Annotated in this window: 20 protein-coding genes; 14 read left to right on the top strand and 6 right to left on the bottom strand. The window is 69.2% G+C overall.

The features are described 5' to 3' along the window. The first annotated feature begins 298 nt into the window (after window positions 1-298). From ACN0TP_RS02075 to ACN0TP_RS02035, 9 genes are all read left to right on the top strand, one after another. Window positions 299-1,369 (top strand): FAD-dependent oxidoreductase, encoded by a 1,071-nt coding sequence (locus tag ACN0TP_RS02075; RefSeq protein ID WP_417215971.1) that lies wholly within the window; start codon window positions 299-301, stop codon window positions 1,367-1,369. A 5-nt stretch (window positions 1,370-1,374) separates the two neighbouring features. Next, window positions 1,375-2,223, top strand: a complete 849-nt coding sequence (gene purU, locus ACN0TP_RS02070) for a formyltetrahydrofolate deformylase (protein WP_417215969.1) — start codon at window positions 1,375-1,377, stop codon at window positions 2,221-2,223. Between the two features lie 34 nt (window positions 2,224-2,257). After that, window positions 2,258-2,779, top strand: a complete 522-nt coding sequence (locus ACN0TP_RS02065; RefSeq protein ID WP_417215967.1) for a gamma carbonic anhydrase family protein — start codon at window positions 2,258-2,260, stop codon at window positions 2,777-2,779. 51 nt (window positions 2,780-2,830) lie between these two features. Then, entirely contained in the window at window positions 2,831-3,904 is a 1,074-nt protein-coding gene (locus tag ACN0TP_RS02060; RefSeq protein ID WP_417215964.1) for a Gfo/Idh/MocA family protein, read from the top strand. A gap of 80 nt (window positions 3,905-3,984) precedes the next feature. Beyond that, window positions 3,985-5,454: a glutamate--cysteine ligase gene (locus ACN0TP_RS02055; RefSeq protein WP_417215962.1), complete on the top strand. Its 1,470-nt coding sequence runs from the start codon at window positions 3,985-3,987 to the stop codon at window positions 5,452-5,454. 113 nt (window positions 5,455-5,567) lie between these two features. Then, window positions 5,568-6,758, top strand: a complete 1,191-nt coding sequence (locus ACN0TP_RS02050) for an ROK family transcriptional regulator (RefSeq protein WP_417215959.1) — start codon at window positions 5,568-5,570, stop codon at window positions 6,756-6,758. 70 nt (window positions 6,759-6,828) lie between these two features. After that, window positions 6,829-8,388: a multiple monosaccharide ABC transporter ATP-binding protein gene (gene mmsA, locus ACN0TP_RS02045; protein WP_417215957.1), complete on the top strand. Its 1,560-nt coding sequence runs from the start codon at window positions 6,829-6,831 to the stop codon at window positions 8,386-8,388. A 49-nt stretch (window positions 8,389-8,437) separates the two neighbouring features. After that, the gene (gene mmsB / locus ACN0TP_RS02040) at window positions 8,438-9,706 is read left to right on the top strand and encodes a multiple monosaccharide ABC transporter permease (RefSeq protein WP_417215954.1); all 1,269 of its coding nucleotides are present in this window, start codon (window positions 8,438-8,440) and stop codon (window positions 9,704-9,706) included. A gap of 43 nt (window positions 9,707-9,749) precedes the next feature. Then, complete coding sequence (locus tag ACN0TP_RS02035) at window positions 9,750-10,853, top strand: substrate-binding domain-containing protein (RefSeq protein ID WP_417215951.1); 1,104 nt, start codon at window positions 9,750-9,752, stop codon at window positions 10,851-10,853. Between the two features lie 99 nt (window positions 10,854-10,952). Here the strand turns inward: ACN0TP_RS02035 and ACN0TP_RS02030 are convergent, their stop codons facing one another. Next, a complete protein-coding gene (locus ACN0TP_RS02030) occupies window positions 10,953-11,972 on the bottom strand; it encodes a bile acid:sodium symporter family protein (RefSeq protein WP_417215949.1) in 1,020 nt (339 codons plus the stop codon). A gap of 198 nt (window positions 11,973-12,170) precedes the next feature. Between ACN0TP_RS02030 and ACN0TP_RS02025 the strand changes: the two genes are divergently transcribed. From ACN0TP_RS02025 to ACN0TP_RS02010, 4 genes are read left to right on the top strand one after another with little or no spacing between them, the layout of a single operon-like run. Then, complete coding sequence (locus ACN0TP_RS02025) at window positions 12,171-13,841, top strand: ABC transporter substrate-binding protein (RefSeq protein ID WP_417215946.1); 1,671 nt, start codon at window positions 12,171-12,173, stop codon at window positions 13,839-13,841. 15 nt (window positions 13,842-13,856) lie between these two features. Further along, window positions 13,857-14,876, top strand: a complete 1,020-nt coding sequence (locus ACN0TP_RS02020) for an ABC transporter permease (protein WP_417215943.1) — start codon at window positions 13,857-13,859, stop codon at window positions 14,874-14,876. A 5-nt stretch (window positions 14,877-14,881) separates the two neighbouring features. Next, the gene (locus ACN0TP_RS02015) at window positions 14,882-15,754 is read left to right on the top strand and encodes an ABC transporter permease (RefSeq protein ID WP_417215941.1); all 873 of its coding nucleotides are present in this window, start codon (window positions 14,882-14,884) and stop codon (window positions 15,752-15,754) included. Further along, on the top strand, window positions 15,751-17,388 hold the full coding sequence (locus ACN0TP_RS02010; RefSeq protein ID WP_417215939.1) for a dipeptide ABC transporter ATP-binding protein: 1,638 nt from the start codon (window positions 15,751-15,753) through the stop codon (window positions 17,386-17,388). The genes ACN0TP_RS02015 and ACN0TP_RS02010 overlap by 4 nt, the downstream gene beginning before the upstream one ends. Before the next feature lie 27 nt (window positions 17,389-17,415). Here ACN0TP_RS02010 and ACN0TP_RS02005 read toward each other — a convergent pair whose 3' ends face one another. From ACN0TP_RS02005 to ACN0TP_RS01990, 4 genes are all read right to left on the bottom strand, one after another. Beyond that, window positions 17,416-17,991 (bottom strand): GNAT family N-acetyltransferase, encoded by a 576-nt coding sequence (locus tag ACN0TP_RS02005; protein ID WP_417215936.1) that lies wholly within the window; start codon window positions 17,989-17,991, stop codon window positions 17,416-17,418. A gap of 10 nt (window positions 17,992-18,001) precedes the next feature. Continuing rightward, window positions 18,002-18,349, bottom strand: a complete 348-nt coding sequence (locus tag ACN0TP_RS02000) for a VOC family protein (RefSeq protein ID WP_417215934.1) — start codon at window positions 18,347-18,349, stop codon at window positions 18,002-18,004. Window positions 18,350-18,491: 142 nt separating this feature from the next. Next, window positions 18,492-20,717, bottom strand: a complete 2,226-nt coding sequence (locus ACN0TP_RS01995) for an NADP-dependent isocitrate dehydrogenase (protein WP_417215932.1) — start codon at window positions 20,715-20,717, stop codon at window positions 18,492-18,494. A gap of 175 nt (window positions 20,718-20,892) precedes the next feature. Continuing rightward, the gene (locus tag ACN0TP_RS01990; protein ID WP_417215929.1) at window positions 20,893-21,468 is read right to left on the bottom strand and encodes a DUF6318 family protein; all 576 of its coding nucleotides are present in this window, start codon (window positions 21,466-21,468) and stop codon (window positions 20,893-20,895) included. Between the two features lie 223 nt (window positions 21,469-21,691). On the opposite strand from ACN0TP_RS01990, the gene ACN0TP_RS01985 reads away from it, so the two are divergent. Further along, complete coding sequence (locus tag ACN0TP_RS01985) at window positions 21,692-22,627, top strand: N-acetylglucosamine kinase (RefSeq protein WP_417215926.1); 936 nt, start codon at window positions 21,692-21,694, stop codon at window positions 22,625-22,627. Between the two features lie 14 nt (window positions 22,628-22,641). On the opposite strand, the gene ACN0TP_RS01980 is transcribed toward ACN0TP_RS01985, so the two are convergent. After that, on the bottom strand, window positions 22,642-22,905 hold the full coding sequence (locus ACN0TP_RS01980; RefSeq protein ID WP_417215924.1) for a hypothetical protein: 264 nt from the start codon (window positions 22,903-22,905) through the stop codon (window positions 22,642-22,644). Between the last annotated feature and the right edge of the window lie 149 nt (window positions 22,906-23,054).

Genomic DNA, 23,054 nt, shown 5'->3' with positions numbered 1-23,054 from the left:
ACGGGGACAATGTGCGGTCTGGAGCACGACGACGGCGCAAGCCGTCTCGCTGACACCGGGTCCAGGCGCGCGATCCGGTGTTCTGGTCCTGTCGTCGCTCCCCCGTGGTCCTCCACAAATACGCCAGTCACGACGCTCCCATGCTAACCGAGCGGACCACGGCCGTCCCAAGGTTTACGCCAGCGTTGCGCACCATGAAGACGGCCGCCCCGCCCGCGGGTGCCACGGCCCGCGGGGAATACCCGCGGCAGCGCCTCCGTTCCCCCAGTAGTTGAGTATTCAAGCAAAGGAGTGAAGCGTGCAGGTCGTCATCATCGGCGCCGGACAGGCGGGGCTCAGCGCGGCCTACCACCTGAATCGGCGCGGCCTGCGGCCAGGGGTGGACTTCGTGGTGCTCGATGCCAACGCCGGACCCGGTGGGGCGTGGCGGCACCGCTGGGACTCGTTGACCTTCGATGCGGCCCACGCTCTGCACGACCTGCCCGGCCTGCCCCTGGGCTCCCCGAATCCACACGAGCCGGCCTCCGCCGTCGTCGCCCGGTACTACGGCGCCTACGAACGGCATTTCGACCTGCGCGTCATCCGCCCCGTCACGGTCGCCTCCGTGTCCCGCGGCGCCGACCCCACCGGCCCGCTGGTGGTCACCGCAGCCGATGGGAGGAGCTGGAGAGCCGGTGCCCTCATCAATGCCACCGGCACCTGGGACCGGCCGTATTGGCCGTACTACCCCGGGCGCGCCGACTTCACCGGCCGGCAACTGCACACCCACGACTTCACCGACGCCACAGATTTCGCCGGCGAGCGCGTGCTGGTGGTCGGCGGCGGGACGTCGGCGGCGCAGTTCCTGCTCCAGCTCGACGCCGCCGGTGCCCGGACCACCTGGTCGACCCGGCGTCCCCCGGATTGGACGGCGGAGGCCTTCGACGTCGAGTGGGGCCGCGGGGTCCAGGAACGGGTCAACGCCCGCACCACTGCGGGCCTGCCCCCGCGCAGCGTGGTCTCCGAAACCGGGCTCCCGCTCACCGGGCCCTACCGGGCCGGCATCGCCTCCGGCGTCCTGGTCTCCCGGGGGCCGCTGGCCCGCCTGCTCCCGCACGGTGCGCTCTTCTCCGACGGCACGACGACGGAACTGGACTCGGTGCTGTGGGCCACCGGCTTCCGGGCGGCGGTGGAGCATCTGGCCCCGTTGCGGCTGCGTGAACCCGGCGGCGGGATCCGCATGGCGGCCGACGCGGTCTCCGTGGTGCGCGAGCCGCGGCTGTTCATGGTCGGCTACGGCGCCTCCGCCTCCACGCTGGGCGCCACCCGGGCCGGCCGGGCAGCGGCCCTGGCCGCCCTGCGCTCACTCCAACCGGTGCCGGTAGGCTAGGGAAGGTGACCAGCCAGCAATTCATCGTGACCCTCTCCTGCGCCGACCAGCCCGGCATCGTGCACGCCGTTTCCGGTGCCCTGCTGAAGGCGGGATGCAACATCACGGAGTCCCAGCAGTTCGAAAGCCCCGAGTCCGGACTGTTCTTCATGCGCGTCGCCGTGTCCACCGAATCAGGGATCGACGCCGTGCGCGCCCCGCTCGATGAGGTGTCCACCCGCTTCGCCATGACGTTGGCCGTGCACCCCGAGGCCCAGCCGCTGCGCACGCTGATCATGTGCTCCACCGCCGGGCACGCCCTGAACGACCTGCTCTTCCAGCAACGTGCCGGATCTCTGCCGATCGAGGTCCCGCTCATCGTCTCCAACCACCGGGACCTGGAGCCGATGGCCAGGTTCTACGGGGTGGACTTCCTGCACCTGCCCGTCACCCCCGGCACCAAGGCCGACGCCGAGGCACGCCTGCTGGAACTGGTGCGCGAACACGACATCGAACTGGTGGTCCTGGCCCGCTACATGCAGATCCTCTCCGACGGGCTCTGCCGCGAGCTCAACGGCCGGGCCATCAACATCCACCACTCCTTCCTGCCCTCCTTCAAGGGAGCCAGGCCGTACCACCAGGCCCACGCCCGCGGCGTGAAGATGATCGGGGCCACGGCCCACTACGTGACGGCCGACCTGGACGAGGGCCCGATCATCGAACAGCAGGTCATCCGGGTCGACCACGCCAAGACCCCTGAGCAGTTCGTGGCCATGGGCCGCGACGTGGAGGGCCGCACCCTGGCCCAGGCAGTGCAGTGGGCCGCCCAGCGCCGCGTCCTGCTCGACGGGCGCCGCACCGTCGTCTTCAACTAGGACCCCGCCCCGGCGGTCTTTGTAGACTCGGGTCATGACCCACATCATCACCATCGATTCGAAGACTCCCAAGGTCGCCCAGCCCTCCTTCATCGCCCCGACCGCCACCCTGTCCGGCGACGTCGAGATCGGCGAGCGCGCCAGCGCTTTCTACGGTGTCTCGGTGCGCGGGGATTCGGCCCCCATCCGCATCGGCGCCATGACCAACCTGCAGGACAACGTCGTCGTGCATGCCGATTCCGGCTACCCGGCCACGGTGGGCACCGGCGTTTCCGTCGGCCACGCGGCGGTGATCCACGGCTGCACCATCGGCGACGGCTGCCTGATCGGCATGAGCGCCACCGTGATGAACGGTGCCCGGATCGGCGAGCAGTCCCTCGTCGCCGCGGGCGCCCTGGTGCTGGAGGGCACCGTGGTGCCGCCGCGCTCGTTGGTCGCCGGAGTCCCGGCCAAGGTCCGCCGCGAACTGACCGACGAGGAGGTCGACGGGCTGCGCACCAACACCGAGCACTACCTGGTGTTGGCCGAGAAGCACCGCGCGGCCAACGCCGGCTGAGCTGCGCGGCGGCGCGTTGCCGCCCCGGGTACCCCGTGCGAAGCTGGGGGCATGAGCCTGCGCTTCCCCACCCCACCCTGTGCGGCACCGAACGCCCCCTCCCCGCTGTCCGCGACGGGCCGCCCGGTGCGCTGGGGCGTGGTCTCCACCGGACGCATCGCCCACACGGTCACCTCCGACCTGGCCCTGCTGGAGGACTCCGTCCTGCATGCCGTGTCCTCCCGGGACGCCCGGCGGGCCGCGGCGTTCGCCTCCGAGCACGGTTTCGCCTCATCCCATGGGGACGACGCCGAACGGACGGGCCTGGCGGCGTTGCTCGCGGATCCGGACGTTGAAGCCGTCTACATCGCCACCCCGCACGGCCAGCACTTCGAGGCCGCCCGCCAGGCCCTGGCCGCGGGCAAGCACGTGTTGTGCGAGAAGTCGCTGACCATCAACGCCGCCGAGGCGATCGAGCTCGTGGAGCTGGCCCGCACCCGGGGGCTCTTCCTCATGGAGGCGGTGTGGACCCGGTTCCTGCCGGCGGTGCACCGCGCCCTGGAACTGATCGATTCCGGTGGGCTCGGCGACATCTCCTGGGTCCGGGCCGACCTCGGATTCCCCGCCCCCTACGACCGCACCTGGCGGCTCTGGGACCCCGCCGCCGGCGGTGGAGCCCTGCTGGACCTGGCCGTCTACCCGCTCACCTGGGCGCTGGGCACCCTGGGCTTCCCCCACTCGGTGCAGGCCGCCGGGCACCTGAACGACGACGGTGTGGACACCCAGGAGTCCCTCACCCTGGGCTACGGTTCGGGAGTGCAGGCCCAGCTGCTCTGCTCGCTCACCGGTGCCGGGCCACGTGAGGCGGTCATCGCCGGCAGCACCGGCTGGCTGCGCACCGCCGGCCCGTTGAACAACCCCTCGTCCTTCACCGTCCACCCGTTGGAGGGCGAGCCGCGCACCGAGCACTTTGAGCCGGTGGGGCGCAACTACGTGTATGAGCTGAGGGAGGCCACCCGCTGCATCCAGCAGGGCCTGCTCGAAAGCCCGACGATGAGCTGGTCCGATTCGGTGGACACCATGCACCTGCTCGACGGGGTACGCAAGCAGCTCGGGATCAGCTACCCCAACGACGCAGCCCGCTGAGCGGGCGGTCCCCGCCGAGGGGGCTGCCGGCGCGGGCGGTTGCCGTATACAGCACGGCCACTCGCCAGTACTCTCAGTGCATGGGAGCCGAAGTCAGCAAGAAGACCTTCACGCGGGCACAGCGGACCACGTACCGTGAGCGCCTGATCCAGAACCTCGAGACCTTCGAGGCCTTCCTCGCCGACGGGCACTTCGCCGCGTCGGGAACCATCGGCCTGGAACTCGAGCTGAACCTGGCCAACGAGGACTTCACCCCGGCGATGCGCAATGCCGAGGTGCTCGAATCGATCGCCGACGAGGCCTTCCAGACGGAGATCGGTGCGTTCAACATCGAGCTGAACCACCCGGCCCTGGAGGTGTCCGGGCGCGGGCTGCGCGATCTCGAGGAGAGCCTGCGCGAACAACTCAACCGGGCCGACGCCCGGGCAGACGCCGCGGGCGCCGACTTGCTGATGACGGGCATCCTGCCCACGCTGCGCGCCGAGCAGCTGCAGGACAAGGACTGGATGAGCTCCGGCAAGCGCTACGCAGCCCTGAACACCTCGGTGCTGCAGGCCCGCGGCGAGGACGTGCTGATCGACATCAACGGGGCCGAACACCTGCGCTTCTACGCCCAGACCATCGCCCCGGAGGCCGCCTGCACCTCCGTCCAGCTGCATGTGCAGCTGGCCCCCGGGGAATTCGCCTCGGCCTGGAACGCCGCCCAGATCATCGCCGGACCGCAGATCGCGCTGGCCGCCAATTCCCCGGTGTTCCTGGAGAAGGTGCTCTGGCATGAAACGCGCATCGAATTGTTCAAGCAGTCGATCGATACCAGGGCCCCGGAGATGCGTGCCCAGGGGGTGCGGCCACGGGTCTGGTTCGGCGAACGCTGGATCACCTCCTTCTTCGACCTGTTCGAGGAGAACGTCCGGTATTTCCCGGCGCTGCTGCCCGAGCTCTCCGGCCGGCGGGCGGAAAAGACCCGGGCCGGTGCCCCGCGGCTGCATGAGCTGTTGCTGCACAACGGGACGGTCTACCGCTGGAACCGGCCCATCTACGACCCGGGGTCGGCCCTGCCGAACCTGCGCCTGGAGAACCGCCTGTTGCCCGCCGGTCCCAGCGTCCTGGACACCGTGGCCAATGCCGCCTTCTTCTTCGGGCTCGTCCGGCGCCTGCGCACCGCCCAACGGCCGCTGTGGTCGCGGATGGCCTTCGGAACCGCCTCGGAGAACTTCCTGGCCTGTGCCCGCGACGGCCTGCACGCCACGGTCTACTGGCCCGGCGTCGGGGAGATTCCCGTGTCCGAGCTCATCGTGCGGCATCTGCTGCCGCTCGCCGCGGAGGGCCTGTCCGACCTCGGGGTCGACGACGCCGTCGCTGCCCGCTACCTCGATGTGCTGCGTGAGCGGGCCAGCACCGAGCAGAATGGCGCGCAGTGGCAGATCCAGGCGTTGGAGCGACTGGAAAAGCACGGTCTGGACCGCCGCCGGGCGCTGCAGGAGATGACGCGGCTGTACTGGGAGCACATGCACCATTCGGGGCCGGTGCACGAGTGGCCGCTGCCCTGATCGGTGCCGCGGCACACCGCCCTTGAAGTAATTTCAAAAACCCAATACCGGCTTTTCCCAATTCATGCGTTCACTTCTTGACGCCAAGTCAAATGTGATGCAGACTACTTCTCATGCTGGAAACGAGAGCCGCGTCACGACCGACGCGCAAGAGCCCAGGCTCCCAATCGGCGCTGCGCCACCTGAACCAGCAGCGCATCATCGATTGCCTGCTCTCCGGCCCCTCCACCCAGGCCGAACTGGCCCGGCAGACCGGGCTGTCCACCGCCACCGTGTCCAACATCGTGAAGTTCATGCAGACTGCGGGCCTGGTCAGCACCGAACCCACCACCAGCTCCGGCCGCCGTGCGTTGAACGTCAAGCTCATCAGCGATGGGGCGATCGCCGTGGGCATCGACTTCGGACGCCGCCACCTGCGCGTGGTGTTCTCCTCGCTGAACTACCAGGTCGTCGCCGAGAAGACCATCATCCTGCCCCTGGGCCACCACGCCGAGGAGGGCATCGCCGCCGCAGCGGGCCTGATCACCGAACTGCTGGCCTCCAAGGGCCTGGCCCCCAGCGCCCTCATCGGCGCCGGCGTGGGCATCCCCGGACCGATCGACCGCCGCACCGGCACCGTCGCCCAGGGGGCCATCCTGCCCGAATGGGTCGGCATCAACATCCAGGAACGCCTGGAGGAGACCCTGGACCTGCCGGTCATCGTGGACAACGACGCGAACCTCGGCGCCCTGGCCGAGGTCACCTGGGGCCCGCACAACGGGCTGGAGAACCTGATCTTCATCAAGATCGGCTCCGGCATCGGCGCGGGCCTGATCATCAGCGGCATCCCCTACTACGGCAACGTCGGCATCACCGGGGAGATCGGCCACGCCACGGTCCAGGAGCACGGCTCGGTCTGCCGGTGCGGCAACCGCGGCTGCCTGGAAACCGTCGCCTCCACCACCGTGATGACCAACCTGCTCTCCCGCTCGGGACAACCCCCGGAAACAGCTGAGGACATCGTCGGACAGGGCCTCGAGGGCAGCTCGGCCGTCCTGCGCGTGGTGGACGACGCCGGGATGGCCGTCGGCCAGGAACTGGGCAACATCGCCAACCTGCTCAACCCCGAGGTCATCGTCGTCGGCGGTCCGCTGGCAGGTCTCGGAGACCTGCTGCTCGATCCCATCCGGCGCGGCCTGCTGCGCCACGCGGTCCCCGTCGTCGGCGAAAGCACGACCCTGGTCATGTCCTCGTTGGGCGACCGGGCCGAGGCGCTCGGTGCCGCGGCGCTGGCCTTCCAGCATGTGGGCATCCGTGCCCCCTGATCCCGCACGCGAACACCAGGACACGAACCCACTCCCCCACAACGCACCCACCGGAAGGCCGCAGGGCACCATGCAGACAGCACCCACCGGGCACCAGACGCCCAACATCCTGGAGATGCGCTCCATCACCAAGGAGTTCCCGGGCGTCAAGGCCCTCTCCGACGTCAACCTGGCCGTCCGCGCCGGGGAGATCCACGCCATCTGCGGCGAAAACGGTGCCGGGAAGTCCACCCTGATGAAGGTCCTCTCCGGCGTCTACCCCCATGGGACCTACACCGGGGACATCTACTTCCAGGGCGCCGTGCAGTCCTTCCGCGGCATCAACGCCAGCGAGGAAGCCGGCATCGTGATCATCCACCAGGAACTGGCGCTGATCCCGGAGTTGAGCATCCTGGAGAACATCTTCCTGGGCAACGAGCCGACCCGGTTCGGCATCATCGACTGGGCCGGTGCCCGGGTGCGCGCCATGGAACTGCTCGCCCGCGTCGGCCTCTCGGATTCACCCGACACCCCGATCAAGGAAATCGGCGTCGGCAAGCAGCAACTCGTGGAGATCGCCAAGGCCCTGAACAAGTCGGTGAAGCTGCTCATCCTCGACGAGCCCACCGCGGCGCTGAACGAATCGGACTCCCAGCACCTGCTGGATCTGATCCGGGGCCTGAAGGGCAAGGGCATCACCTCGATCATGATCTCCCACAAGCTCAACGAGATCGAACAGGTCGCCGACTCCATCACCATCCTGCGCGACGGCGAATCCATCGAGACCCTGCATGTCGCCGACGACGGGGTCAACGAGGACCGCATCATCAAGGGCATGGTGGGCCGCACGCTCGAGTCCCGCTTCCCGGAGCACTCGCCCCGGATCGGCGAGAAGTTCTTCGAGGTCAGCCACTGGAACGTCGCCCACCCGCAGATCGCGGACCGGATGGTCTGCAAGGACTCCAGCTTCTTCGTCCGCCGCGGTGAGATCGTCGGTTTCGCCGGCCTCATGGGCGCCGGCCGCACCGAACTCGCCCGCTCGGTCTTCGGACGCTCCTACGGCAAGTACCTCTCCGGCACCCTCACCCTGAACGGCCAGGAGGTCGTGCTGCGCAACGTCGCCCAGGCCATCGATGCCGGCCTGGGCTACGTCACCGAGGACCGCAAGACCCTGGGGCTGAACCTGCTGGACGACATCAAGTCCACCACCGTCTCGGCAAACCTGAAGGAGATCTCCCCCCGCTCCATCGTGGACCGGAACCGTGAATTCGAGGTCGCCGAACACTACCGCAAGACGCTGCGCACCAAGACCCCCTCCGTGGAGGAAGGCGTGGACAAGCTCTCAGGCGGCAACCAGCAGAAGGTGGTGCTGGCCAAGTGGATGTTCACCCAACCCGACCTGCTGATCCTGGACGAGCCCACCCGCGGCATCGACGTCGGGGCGAAGTTCGAGATCTACGGGATCATCCAGGAACTGGCCAACCAGGGCAAGGGGGTTATCGTCATCTCCTCCGAGCTGCCCGAGCTCCTTGGACTCTCCGACAGGATCTACACCATCTTCGAAGGCGCCGTCACCGGCGTCGTCGACAAATCCGAGGCAACCCCCGAACATCTCATGCGGCTCATGACCTCAAGCCGCGTCCCCGCCTAGGCCAGCCGGCCGGCCTCCCCCGCAAACCCCGCGAACCAAGGAACAAACAATGAACGCGATCAAGCAGCTCTTTGGCGGCAACACCCGCCAATTCGGCATGATCTTCGCCCTGGTGGCCCTGGTGGTCTTCTTCCAGATCATGACCGAAGGCGTGACCCTCACCTCCGGCAACCTGATGAACCTGCTCAACGGCAACGCCTACATCCTCATCCTGGCCATCGGCATGGTGCTGGTCATCATTGCCGGGCACATCGACCTCTCCGTCGGCTCCATCGCCGCCTTCGTGGGCATCACGGTCGCCATCGCCATCCGCGATTGGAGCCTGCCCTGGTGGGCCGGCGTCCTGCTCGGCCTCGCCCTCGGCGCCGTCATCGGCGCCTGGCAGGGGTTCTGGGTGGCCTACGTCGGCATCCCGGCGTTCATCGTGACCCTGGCGGGCATGATGCTCTTCCGCGGGCTCAACCAGTTCGTCGGCAAGTCCAACACCGTCCCCGTCCCGGAGGACTTCCAGTACATCGGCGCCGGGTACCTGCCGGAGATCGGCCCCAACACCGGATACAACAACCTCACGGTGCTCCTGGGCCTGGCCACTGTCGCCCTGGTCGTCACCCTGGGGCTGCGGGCCCGGACCAAGGCAGCCCGCCTGGGCGCCGTCGTCGCGCCGATGTGGGTGCAGATCACCAAGCTGGCCCTGATCAGCGCCGTCATCCTCTACGCCACGTACCTCTTCGCCACCGGACGCCCCGGAACCTCGCTGCCGATTCCGGGCATCATCCTCATCGGACTGGTCATCATCTACGGCTTCGTCTCCTCGCGCACCGTCATCGGCCGCCACATCTACGCCGTCGGCGGCAACCGCCACGCTGCAGAACTCTCGGGCGTGCGCTCCAAGAAGGTCAACTTCCTGGTCATGATGAACATGGCCATCCTCGCCGGCCTGGCCGGCATGATCTTCGTCGGCCGTTCCACCGCCTCCGGCCCCTCGGACGGCATGATGTGGGAACTCGATGCGATCGCCGCCGTCTTTATCGGCGGCGCGGCGGTCACCGGCGGTGTCGGCACCGTCGTCGGATCGATCATCGGCGGCCTGGTCATGGCAGTGCTGAACAACGGACTGCAGCTGCTCGGCGTCGGCGCCGACGCCACCCAGATCATCAAGGGCCTGGTACTGCTCGCCGCCGTCGCCTTCGACGTCTACAACAAATCCCAGGGCAAGCCGTCCATCACCGGGATGCTCTCCCGCGGACTGCTCACCAAGAACAAACCCGAACCGGAGGCCGTCGAGGCCGCCGAGGAAAAGATCCCCACCGGGGCCTGAAACCCACCAGCTCCACCTCTCTCACACCAGAAAAGGGAAACCAATGAAAATCATGGGCAAGGCAACCAAGTTCGCGGCGGTCACCGCGATCGCCGCGCTGGCGCTGACCGGCTGTGGCCGACAGGACGCCAACACCGATGCCGCGGCGGACTCCTCCGCCGCCGGATTCGACGAGGGCGCCACCATCGGCGTCGCCCTGCCGCAGAAGACCAGCGAAAACTGGGTCCTGGCGGAGAACCTGTTCAACAAGGACCTGAAGGAGGCCGGGTTCAAGCCCGACGTCCAGTTCGCCAACGGCGGCGTCGCCGAACAGCAGAACCAGATCAACGCCATGATCACCAAGGGCGCGAAGGTCATCGTCGTCGGTGCCATCGACGGCAAGCAGCTGGGCAACCAGCTCAAGGCCGCCAAGGAGGCCGGGGCCACCATCATCGCCTACGACCGCCTGCTGCTGAACACCCCGGACGTCGACTACTACGTGGCGTACGACAACTTCAAGGTCGGCCAGCTGCAGGGCCAGGCCCTGCTGGACGGGCTGAAGGAAAAGAAGGGCAAGGCGCCGTACAACATCGAGCTCTTCGCCGGCTCCCCCGATGACGCCAACGCCAAGGTGTTCTTCGACGGCGCCATGGACGTGCTGAAGCCGAAGATCGACGACGGCACGCTCAAGGTCGCCTCGGGCCAGAAGAAGTTCGACCAGGCGGTCACCCAGGGCTGGAAGGCCGAGAACGCCCAGAAGCGCATGGACACCCTGCTGACCGGTACCTACCCGGGCTCGAAGAAGGTCGACGGCGTGTTGTCGCCGAACGACACGCTCGCCCGGGCCGTCCTGACCTCCGTCAAGGCAGCCGGCAAGGAAACCCCGATCGTCACCGGCCAGGACTCCGAGGTCGAATCGGTGAAGTCGATCATGAAGGGCGTGCAGTACTCCACCATCAACAAGGACACCCGGGCCCTCGTCGAGCACACGGTGACCATGGTCAAGGACCTGCAGCAGGGCAAGGAGCTCGAGGTCAACGACACCGAGTCCTACGACAACGGCGTCAAGACCGTTCCGGCCTACCTGCTCAAGCCCCAGATCGTCACCAAGGCCAACGTGAAGGAAGCCTACGTGAACGACCCGGTGCTCGGCCCGATCACCAAGTAGCACCCAAGCACCACCCACACAGGAGGGCGGACGACGGCGGATCATGCGCCGGCGTCCGCCCTCCTGGTCCATGCCCGCCGGTGGTTCCGGGTCTGGCGGCTACCGGGTCGTGGAGCTGCTGCGACGCCAGATGGCTGCCAGGATCGCACCCGAGACGTTGTGCCAGACCGAGAACACGGCACCGGGCAGTGCAGCCTCGGGGGCGAAGTAGGTCTTGGCCAGCCCGGCGGCGAGCCCCGAGTTCTGCATGCCGACCTCGATGGCCATGGTCCGGCGCGAGGGGATCGGCAGGCGGAAGAGCTTGGCGGCACCGTAGCCGAGCAGGTAGCCCAGCCCGTTGTGCAGGATGACGGCTGCCAGGATCAGCAGCCCGGCGCTGAAGATCGCCGCGGCACTGCCGGCGACGACTGCAATGACCACGAACGTGATCGCCAGCACCGACACCCAGGGCAGGGCCGGCAGCACTGCTGATACCAGCTTCGGGGCAGCCATCCGCACGACCAGGCCCAGGATGACCGGGACCAGCACGATCTGCACGATCGACAGCGCCATCGATCCGGCGTCGACCGGCATGTACTGCCCGGCCAGCCAGAGGGTGAGCAGCGGGGTGAAGATCGGGGCGATCAGCGTCGAGACGCTGGTCATGGTGACCGACAGGGCGACGTCGCCCTTGGCCAGGTAGGTGACCACGTTCGATGCCGTCCCGCCGGGGGCGCAGCCGACCAGGATGACGCCGGCGGCCAGGGCCGGGGGCAGGCCCAGCACGGTCGAGACGCCGAGCCCGGCCAGCGGCATGATCACATATTGGGCGATCACGCCCAGCAGCACCGGCAGCGGTTGGCGGATCACCAGGGAGAAGTCGGGCAGCGTCAGGGTCAGGCCCATGCCGAACATGATGAGCATCAGGCCCGGGTTGATGAACGCCGCCCAGCCCAGGAACGGTGCCGGCAGGAACAGGGCGATCGCCCCGCCGGCCAGGATCAGCAGCGGGAACAGCGTGACGGCGACGCGGGCGCTGCGCTCCTCGGCGGCGTTCGGCGCTGCAGGGGCGGCCGCCCGCTCGGACGTCGCCGTTGCCCGGCCATCGCGGCCATCTGGATTCTCTGGTGTGGTTGACATGGGCAACATGATTCCAAAACACCGCACGACGCCGGTAATTGTGACCCTCCCGCCCGGGGAGACGGCATGACCTGTGCCACGGCGCGGCTCAGGTGTCTGGACTAGGATGGTGGGGCGCTGAAGCGCACCACCGCACCGCAGCACCGCCGGCCCGCATCCCGGGTGGGCGGCCACCAGCATCTGTCGAGGAAGTCAGCCATGCCCGTAGTCCCCCGTTCCGCACGCCCGGCCACCACCGTGGCCGGCCTGCTCGCCGCATCGCTCCTGTTGGCCGGTTGCGCCGGGTCCGCAGGTTCCGGCGGCGCCGGTGACCCGTCGGCTGCGGGCGAACCGGTCAGCGGCGGCACCATGGTCTACGCGTCCGGCGATGCCGAGCCGACGTGCCTTGACCCGCATGTGGGCGGAAACTACCCGCAGGCACTGCTGGCCGGCCAATACCTCGAGACCCTGTACACCAAGGACGACGACGGCAAGATCGTCCCGTGGCTGGCCTCCGGGGCCGAGCCCTCCGAGGACGGGCTGACCTGGACGCTGAAGCTGCGCGAGGGGATCACGTTCACCGACGGGAGCGCACTGGATGCCGCCACGGTGAAGGCGAACATCTTGCACCTGCAGGATCCCGACACCGCCTCCTCCACCGGCTATCTGGCGGTGGCGAAGATCAAGACCATGGACGTCGTGGACGACACGACGCTGCGGCTGAACCTCTCGTCCCCGGATTCGGCGCTGCTCGAATCGTTCTCCATGCCCTGGGTCGCCATCGAATCGGCGCAGGCGCTCAAGCGCAGCCAGGCCGAGAACTGCGCGTCCCCCGTCGGCACCGGGCCGTTCACGGTGACGAAGTGGACGAAGCAGGATTCCGTGGAGCTCACCCGCAACGAGGACTACACCCCTCCAGTGCAGGGCGTCGGCCACGACGGCCCCGCCTACCTGGAGGGCATCACCTGGAAGTTCATCCCGGAGGCGGCCACCCGGTACGCGGCCCTGCAATCCGGCACGGTGGACATCATCGACAACGCGCAGCCGGACACCATCAAGGCCGCCGGGACCTCAGGGGCCATCGGCCATCTCGACGCCCCGCGCCCGGGGGCCTCGAACCGGATCGAACTGAACTCCTCCAAGGCACCCTTCAACGACGCCAAGGTCCGTGAGGCGTTCATCCGCGCGGTCAACGTCGACGACGGCATCTCCTCGCTGTTCTTCGACACCGCGCAGCGTTCCTACTCGGCGCTCTCCAGCGTCGAGCCGATGGGCTACTCCGACCCCTCGCTCTTCGGGCGCGACCTGGACGCCGCCAACCGGCTGCTCGACGAGGCCGGGTGGCAACAGCGCGACGCCGACGGGTACCGCGTCAAGGACGGCAAGCGCCTGTCCCTGGCGTTCCCGGTGAGCACCAACCAGTCGGTGCCGGCCGAGCAGTCGCTCTTCCAGCAGCTGCAGGCCACCGCCAAGGAGGCCGGTTTCGAGGTCAAGCTCAACCTGCTGGACCTCTCCAGCTGGTACGGCGTCCTCGGGGAGAACCAGTACAACCTGGTCTCCGCCCCCTACACCAAGGTCGGCCCGGACGTGCTGCGCACCCTGTTCCACTCTTCCAACACCGTTCCGGCGCCCTCGGGCTACTTCTCCAACCACGCCCAGGTGAAGGACCAGAAGCTGGACTCACTGCTGGACGCCGCCAATGCCACCACCGACCAGCAGGAGCGCCAGGACAAGTACACGCAGGCCCAGCAGATCGTGCTCGGCGGCTACTACATCCTGCCGCTGTACGACCAGCAGAACCACTTCCTGTACGGGACGAAGCTGCAGGGCGTCGGGGCCACCACGGCGGTGGCCTCCCCCACCTTCCATGACACCTGGCTGAAGAACTAGGCACGACGGCGGCGCATGGCCGAGACGGCATTCCCCGGCTCCCCCGGTGGCGGGCTTCCGCACCCGGGAGGCACCGCCGTCGTGCCCCGGAGCCGCCGCTGGGTCGGTGCCGGGGCCTGGCTGGCGCGCCGGATCGGTTCGGCGGTGTTCGTGCTGTGGGCCGTGGCGACGCTGATCTTCCTGGCCATCCGGCTGATCCCTGGGGACCCGGCGGAGGCCATCATGGGCGGCCCCGGATCGCAGGCGTCCGCCGCCGCGCTGGAAGCCGCCCGGACCGAATACGGGCTGGATCAGCCGCTGTGGGTGCAGTACCTCGGACAGCTGGGCCGGCTGGCGACCGGGGACCTGGGGAGCTCCTATGCGCTGAAGGTCCCGGTGGCGCAGCTGCTCGGGGACCAGCTGCCGGGCACGCTGGGCCTGGCAGTCGGCGCGTGGGTCCTGGCCTGGGTGCTGGCGCTGGGGTTGGCGCTCTGGTCGGGCCTCGGCGGGCGCGGCGCCGCGGTGGTCGGTTCGGCGCTGGAAATCGCCGCCGCCTCGGTACCGCATTTCTGGCTCGCTTCGGTGCTGGTGCTGCTCTTCTCCACCGCGTGGGGGTGGCTGCCACCGGTGAGCAACGGCACGACGGCGGGACTGGTCATGCCGGTCATCACGCTGGCGCTGCCGCTGGCCGGGTTCCTGGGCCAGGTGATGCGCGAATCGATGCTGACCGCCATGAATTCCCCCTTCGCGCTCTCGGCCCGGGCCCGCGGGGAGTCCGAAACCGGCGTCGTGCTCCGCCATGCCCTGCGCCATGCGGCACTGCCCGGGGTCGCCCTGTCCGGGTGGGCCCTGGGATCGCTGGTCTCCGGGGCGGTGGTCGTCGAAGCCATCTTCGCCCGCCCGGGACTGGGCCGCAGCCTGCTGCAGGCGGTCACCCTGCGTGACGTACCCGTGGTCACCGGCGTGGCGCTGGTCTCCGCGTTGGCCTACGTGCTGGTCATGGCCGTCTCCGATCTGGCCGAACGCGCCATCGACCCCCGGATCCGGGAGCACTGAGCCCGATGTCCATCCCCCGGTCCACCCCCACGCCGCGCCCCGGGTCCCGGCGGCACCGTCCGCGGGCCGGGTCGCTGCGGGCCGGCAATGCCCTGCCGGCCGTCGCGGCGGCCGTGGCCGTGTTCCTGCTGCTCGCCGCGCTGGTGCCGGGGTGGCTGGCACCGACCGACCCGCTGGCCATCGACCCGGCGGCAGCTTTCCGCGCCCCGTCCGCCGGCCATTGGCTGGGCACCGACGAGTCGGGCCGTGACATCTATTCGCGCATCGTCCACGGTGCCAGGCCCTCGCTGCTCATCGGGGCAGCGGCCACGGCCCTGGGGCTGGGGTTGGCCCTGGTGCTCGGCCTGGCCGCCGGGCTCGGTGGGCGCTGGCTGGACGCCGGCGTCGGGCGCATCGTGGAGGTCCTGCTGGCGCTGCCCGGGCTGCTGTTGGCCCTGGTCTTCATCGCCCTGGCCGGCCCCGGCGTGGCCACCACGATCGTCGCCGTCGGGTTGTCCACGGCCCCGGGGTACGCCCGGATCATCCGCACGCAGGTGCGCGCCCTGCGGACCTCGCCCATGATCGAGGCCGCCCGCGTGCTCGGGCACTCCCCCGCCCGCATCCTCACCCGCCACCTGCTGCCCAACGCGCTGGGACCGGTGCTGGTGCTGGCCACCCTGGGCATCGGCCAGGCAGTGGTGTGGGCGTCGGCGTTGAGTTTCCTGGGCCTGGGCGAGGCGCCACCGGCCCCCGAATGGGGGGCGATGCTCGCCGCCGGGCGCACCTACCTGGGCTTCGCCTGGTGGATGACGTTCTTCCCCGGGCTGGCGATCGTGGCCACGGCTGCTGCGAGCACCGTGTTGGGCCGGGCCCTGCAACGCCGGGCGGTAGGCGCATGAGTCCCGGTCCCCTGCTGCGCGTCGAGGGGCTCGACGTCGGATTCGGCGGCACCCCGGTGGTCCGGGACGTGTCGCTGCGGATCGACCGCGGCGAATGCCTGGCGCTGGTGGGCGAATCCGGGTCCGGCAAATCGGTGACCGCCCGGTCCCTGCTGGGCTTGGCCGGTCCCGGCGCCGACGTCAGCGCACGCGCCCTGGACGTCGACGGGACCGATCTTTCCGGGGCCGGGCACCGCGCGTGGCGCCGGCTGCGCGGATCACGGATCGGCCTGGTCCTGCAGGACGCGCTGGTCTCGCTGGATCCGCTGCGGACCGTGGGCCGGGAGATCGACGATGCGCTGCGCCTGCACACCCGGTTGTCCCCCGCCGAGCGGGCCCGCCGGGTGGCCGGCCTGCTGGAGTCGATGGGCCTGGCCGCCACGGATGCCGGCCGGCGGGCCGGGGAACTCTCCGGCGGCATGCGCCAGCGGGCGCTGATCGCCTCCGCCATGGCCCTGGATCCCGACCTGCTGATCGCCGACGAACCCACCACCGCGCTGGACGCCGAATCCCAGGCCCAGGTGCTGGACCTGCTCTCTTCGCTGCGCGCCGGTGGGTCCTCGCTGTTGCTGATCAGCCATGACCTGGCGGTCGTCTCCTCGGTGGCCGACCGGGTGGCGATCATGCGCGACGGCCGGATCCTCGAACAGGGGCCCACCCACCTGGTGCTCACGGCCCCCGAACACGAGTACACGCGGATGCTGCTGCGTGCCGTGCCCGCCGGGCGGCCCCGGGGCACCCGCCTGTCCGCAGCGGCCGGTGGGACAGCGAGCCGACCGGACGACCCTGCCCCGTTCCAGCCGGCACCCACGGCCGCCACTGCCGGACCGGTCCTGGAGGCCAGGAACCTCGTGCGCACCTTCGACGTCCCCGGCGGAGGCATACTGCACGCCGCCGACCAGGTCAGCTTGCGCGTCGAGGCGGGCAGGACCCTGGGCCTGGTCGGCGCCTCCGGATCGGGCAAGAGCACGACGGCGAGGATCCTGCTGGGATTGGAGACGCCGGAGAGCGGGACGGTGGAACTCTTCGGCCAGCCGTGGGTTCCCCTGCCGGAAGCCGGGCGCCGGCCACGCCGGACGCAGTTGGGCGCGATCTACCAGGACCCGCTCTCCTCGTTCGACCCGCGTCGGAGGGTGGGGGCGATCCTGGCCGACGCGCTGTCGACGGCCACCGGTTCCGGCGCCGGAGCCGGGGCGGCCAGCCCGAAGGCCCTGCTGGGGCTGGTCGGCCTGGATCCGGCAGTGGCCTCACGCCACCCGTCAACGCTCTCCGGCGGGCAGCGCCAGCGGGTGGCGATCGCCCGCGCCCTGGCCCCGGGGCCGCAGGTGCTGATCTGCGACGAACCGGTCTCCGCCCTGGATGTCTCGGTGCAGGCGCAGATCCTCGACCTGCTCGATGACCTGCAGGCCCGGCTGGGACTGGGCTACCTGTTCATTTCCCACGATCTCGCGGTCGTCCGCCACGTCAGTGACGACGTGGCCGTCCTCCGGGCCGGGAAAATCGTGGAGCGTGGGCCCACCGAGCAGGTCTTCGCCCATCCGCAGCACGACTACACGCGTGCCCTGCTGGCGGCCTCCCCCACCCTGGACGACTGAAACCGCCGCAGCCCACAGCCCTCCGGCTTACGGCCGGGCTTCCCCAGGCAAGAGGGAGAACAGGACCATGTCCAGGCGTTCACCGAAACGTTGCGCCTTGGAGCGTTGGACCCCCTCGCGGGTAAAACCCGAAGCCAGGGCCACCCGCTGCGATGCAAGATTCCCGGTGGCCGCCTCCAGGCTGACCCGGTGCGCCCCCAGCTCCTCCAGGGCCCAGCGGGACAGGGTCCGGGTGGCCGCCGTGGCCACGCCCCGGCCCCGGGCCCAGGGTGCCACCCAGTAGCCCACCTCGACCACGCCGTCGTCCTCATTGATGTCCACGAGTCCGCACGCCCCGAGGACCCCATCCGTCGCCGCCTCGACCACGGCATAGCCCACCGAGGACTGCCCCAGCCAACCGGGTTCCGATGATGCCGCGAAGGACAGTGCATGCTCGAGGGTGTAGGGCTGGGGCACCCGCGTCCACCGGACGATGTCGGGGTCCTGGCAGGCGCGGTGGATGGCATCTGCGTCCCGGTGGGCCCACGGGCGCATCAGCAGCTCGTCTCCCTGGGCCGTGGCCACGTTGAGGGTCGGCTGCGCAGGGCTCCAGATCAACGTCATGCGCAGCAGTCTAATGCTGGGCTACATCGAATTCGTTGCCCTGCGGGTCGGCGAACGTGACCCAGCGGAAGCTCTCATCACCCCGACGCTCGACCAGCGTCGCCCCGGCGGACACGAGGCGGTCGACCTCGGCGTCCAGGTCGGCGGTCCCCAGGTCCAGGTGGATCTTGTTTTTTCCGGGTGTCGGCTCATCGACCTTCTGGAAGGCCAGCATCACCGGCAGGCCGCCGCCCTCCAGGACCACGAACCACCCGTCATTGGTTTGCGTGATCCCGGCTCCTGTCTGCCCGGCCCACCAGCGGGCCAGCGTCTCGGCGTCGGTGGTGTCGATGGTGACCATGCCCAGTGTGAGTGTCATGGCACGAATGCTAGCGTCCCGGCCAGCGGGCAGGGAAGGGATCGGAAGGGGATCCTGCCATGAAAACGGCGCGCCGCCCGGTGGTCACCGGGCAACGCGCCGTCGTCGTGCTCTGGAATACCGGCGGTGCCGGTGCCCCGTCCTACTTCCGGGACAGGGTTTCCAGGACGCGGTTCAGCGTGGCCGAGGGGCGCATGGCCTGCGTGGCCGCCTCGTCGGAGGGACGGTAGTAGCCGGCCAGGTCCACGGGGGCACCCTGGACGCCGAGCAGTTCTGCGTTGATGGCATCCTCGTGCGTGGCGAAGTCCTGCGCGATCTCGGCGAAGGCAGCGGCCAGCTCGGCGTCCTTGTCCTGCTGGGCCAGCTCCTGGGCCCAGTACATGGCCAGGTAGAAGTGGCTGCCACGGTTGTCGAGCTCGCCGACCTTGCGCTTAGGCGACTTGTTCTCCAGCAGGAACGTGCCGGTCGCGGCATCCAATGTGTCCGCCAGGACCTGCGCGCGGGCGTTGTCCGTGGTGGTGGCCAGGTGCTCGAAGCTCACGGCCAGGGCCAGGAACTCGCCGAGCGAATCCCAGCGCAGGTGGTTTTCCTTCAGCAGCTGCGCGACGTGCTTGGGGGCCGAGCCGCCGGCACCTGTCTCGAACAGGCCGCCGCCGTTGATCAGCGGGACCACGGAGAGCATCTTCGCCGAGGTGCCCAGTTCCAGGATCGGGAAGAGGTCGGTGAGGTAGTCGCGCAGCACGTTGCCCGAGACGGAGATCGTGTCCTCGCCGCGGCGGATGCGCTCGAGCGTGAACGCGGTGGCGTCGACCGGGGACATGATCTCCAGGGTCAGGCCCGCGGTGTCGTGCTCGGTGAGGTATTCGTTGACCTTGGCGATCAGGTTGCGGTCGTGGGCGCGGGTCTCGTCGAGCCAGAAGACCGCGGGGGTCTCGGAGGCGCGGGCCCGGGTGACCGCCAGCTTGACCCAGTCGCGGATCGGAATGTCCTTGGTCTGGCAGGCACGCCAGATGTCGCCCTGCTCGACCTTGTGCTCGATGAGCACGTGGCCCGCTGCGTTGACGACCTGGACGGTTCCCGCGGCGGCGATCTCGAACGTCTTGTCGTGGCTGCCGTATTCCTCGGCGGCCTGGGCCATCAGGCCGACGTTGGGGACGGTGCCCATGGTGGTCGGATCGTAGGCGCCGTGGGCACGGCAGTCATCGACGACCGCCTGGTACACGCCGGCGTAGGAGCTGTCCGGCAGCACGGCGAGGGTGTCGTGCTCGCCGCCGTCGGCGCCCCACATGTGGCCCGAGGTGCGGATCATGGCCGGCATCGAGGCGTCCACGATGACGTCGGAGGGGACGTGCAGGTTGGTGATGCCCTTGTCCGAGTCGACCATGGCGATGGCCGGGCCGTTGGCCAGCCCGTCCTGGATGGCCTTCTTCACGCCGTCGCGCACCGACTCGGAGACGTCGTCGAGTCCGCCGAGGATCGCAGCCAGGCCGTTGTTGGCGCTGAGGCCGGCCGCCTCGAGGTCGTCGCCGTAGGTGGCGAAGAGGTCGGGGAGGAAGGCCTTGACGACGTGGCCGAAGATGATCGGGTCCGAGACCTTCATCATGGTGGCCTTCAGGTGGGCCGAGAAGAGCACGCCCTCATCCTGGGCGCGGGCGACCTGGGCGGCGAGGAACTCGTCGAGCTTCTTCGCCGACATGAACGTGCCGTCGATGACCTCGCCCTTGAGGACCGGGAACGCCTTCTTCAGGACCTTCACGGTGCCGTCTTCGGCGGTGAAGCGGATTTCGAGCTGGTCGTCGTCTGCCATGACGACCGACTTCTCGTTGGCGCGGAAATCCCCGCCGTCCATGGTGGCGACATTGGTCTTGGACTCGGCGGACCAGGCACCCATGGAGTGGGGGTTCTGGCGGGCGTAGTTCTTCACCGACAGGGGCGCGCGGCGGTCGGAGTTGCCCTCGCGCAGGACCGGGTTCACTGCGGAGCCCTTGATCCGGTCGTAGCGGGAGCGGATGTCGGTTTCCTCATCGGAGGAGGGGTTGTCCGGGTAGTCCGGCAGGGCGTAGCCCTGGGACTGGAGTTCGGCGATGGCCGCCTTGAGCTGCGGGATGGAGGCGCTGATGTTGGGCAGCTTGATGATGTTCGCCTCGGGCGTCTGGGCGAGGGCACCGAGTTCGGCCAGGGCGTCGGGCTGGCGCTGCTCCTCGGTCAGGAAGTCACCGAAGACGGCGATGATGCGGCCGGCGAGCGAGATGTCGCGGGTCTCAACGTCCACGCCGGCGGTCGAGGCGAAGGCCTCCACCACGGGCAGGAAGGAGTAGGTGGCCAGCATCGGCGCTTCGTCGGTGTGGGTATAGATAATCTTTGCCATGGGTGAGGCATCTCCCTGAAGGTCAACGGTTTGGGGAGATCAACGTGATGATCTCAACGTCTCCAACTTACCCGAGAGGGGCCTCCAGCCCATATTCCGTACCGGGATGAGACGACGCCGGCACCCGCCCTCGACAGGCGTGAACCGGCGTCGTCCTGGATCTCCTGCGGCGCTGCTACTCGCCCTCGGGGACCTGTGCGGCGGGGGTTTCCTTCAGTGCAGTGATCTTCCAGCTGCCCTCGGCATAGCGTCCGGTGACCGTGTACGTGGTTCCGTCGTTGTCCCACTCGGTCTCGTCGACGACCTTGCCGTCCTTGTCAAGGATCTTTTCGGCATCCTGCATGAACGGGACGATAGCGCTGAGTTCACCCTTTTTGTTGACCTCGCCGACTGCGGCAACATCCTGGGGTTTGGGCTGGCCGCCCTCGATCTTGCCGCCGTCCGCGTAGACCTTGGCGATGGCCTGGGCGGTCTTCGTGCACTGCGCGCAGTCATCGGTGACGGCCAGCATGTCATCGGTCTGACCCGTTTGCTGGGCGTACGTCATGGCCTCGAAGTAGTAGTACGTGGTGGCGGAGAGGCCCGGGGCGCCCTCGGCCTTCATCTGCGCGTTGGTCTCGGGGGCGGGAACGGTGGCGGCATCCGAGCTGGCGGACGGCGTGGCGGCCGGTTCCCCGGCGCCGCAACCGGCCAGCGCCAGGGCGGCGCCGGCGATGGCAACACAGGCGCCCAGGGTACGGGTGGACTTCATGATGAGTGGCTCCAGTGGTTCGTGATTCTCTCTCGAGGCGGACGTGGCGTCCGCCGCCACCACGCTACCTGTTGCCCCGGGCCACCATTTTGTGGGATGCCACACATCCAGCGGATTCCGGCGTCTTGCCGTGGGCCATCTCACAAACGCGGATGCGTCCCGGTATGATGTTCCAGGCGCCGGACCGGCGCGGACAACACTGACCGACTGAAGGGCGGCGGGCATGCCCGAGGCAGCACTGGCGATTGATGGCGGGCAGACGGGAATCCGCGCCCAGGTGCGCACCATGGATGGAACCGAACGCGCCGGACTGCCGATCCAGGAGTTCCGCGGCATCCTGACCGACCGCCCGCTGGCACCGCAGATCGCCGACGTGGTGGGCCGGGCACGGGCCGCGACGGGCCTTGATTTCGCCACCGTGTCCGCTGGCCTCTCGGGCTTGACCGACGGCGAGGCGCTGGCACCCGCGCTGCTCGCCGCGACCACTGGATTCGGTGTCTCCACGGTCCACCTCGTCCACGACTCCGTCAGCTCCTATCTGGGCGCACTGGGCAATGCACGCGGGGCAGTGATCGCCGCGGGAACCGGGGCGGTGACGCTGGCGGTCGGTGCCACCGAGGTGGTGCGCATCGACGGTTGGGGCTACATCATGGGCGATGCCGGCAGCGGCTACTGGCTGGGCCGGGAGGCCTTCGTGGCCGTCATGCGGGCCTTCGACGGCCGCGGCCCCGCCACCGCGCTGACCGAGGTCATGCTGGCCGATTTCCCCGACCTGGCCCAGGCCTACGTCGATCTGCAGCGGGACCCCGACCGCATCCGCCGCACCGCCTCCTACGCCGCCCACGTGGCACGGCTGGCCGACACCGACGAGGTGGCCCGGGGAATCTGCGACGCCGCCGCCGCGGAACTCGCCCTGGCCGTGGCCACCGGGCTGCGGCGTGTGGGCGAAGACCAGTCCGACTCCCCTGCCGCCTGCTTCCTGGGTGGGGTCCTGCGCGGGGAGCGGGTGCGCTCCCAACTGACCGCCCGGCTGGCCGCGTTGTGGCCGCACCTCGAGGTGCGCGAACCGTTGGCCACCTCGCTGGACGGGGCGGCCTTGTTGCCCGGCCTCGACCCGGACTCGGCGTTGGCCCACCAGGTCCTCACGGCCCGACGCTAGCGACCGCCCGGCCCCTAGATTCCCCCGCGGCGCAGGTACTTCACGGAGGTCTGGTCGTTCACGGCCTTCTGCTCCGCACGCTCGCCATGGATTTCGCGCAGCATTTCATGTTCGGCACGGCTGGCCGCGGGGCGCCGTGCCACTCGGAAGCGGTGGACGAACCACCAGATGCCGGCCACCAGCGCGAACGCGCCGATGACCAGGCCCACCGCCAGGTTCCCCGAATCGTCACCGGCGGCCTGCGCCGCCATCATCAGCTGGCCCACGATGGTCCGCATCCTGTGATCCCCCTCTTATTTACCGGAAGATCCAATGTATCGACATTTCAGGTCGAGGACATCACCCTGCAGGATGAGTTCTGCCCCGGGAAGTGCAACGGCCGGTCCCCCGCGCAGGCAGGGAACCGACCGTATGGCACCGGTGCGTC

Origin of the sequence: Arthrobacter sp. (assembly GCF_048266065.1) — a bacterium.
In the GTDB taxonomy this organism is placed as follows: domain Bacteria; phylum Actinomycetota; class Actinomycetes; order Actinomycetales; family Micrococcaceae; genus Arthrobacter_H.
The sequence above is the reverse complement of the archived record's forward strand: the minus strand, read 5'-3'. Positions and strand labels throughout refer to the sequence as shown.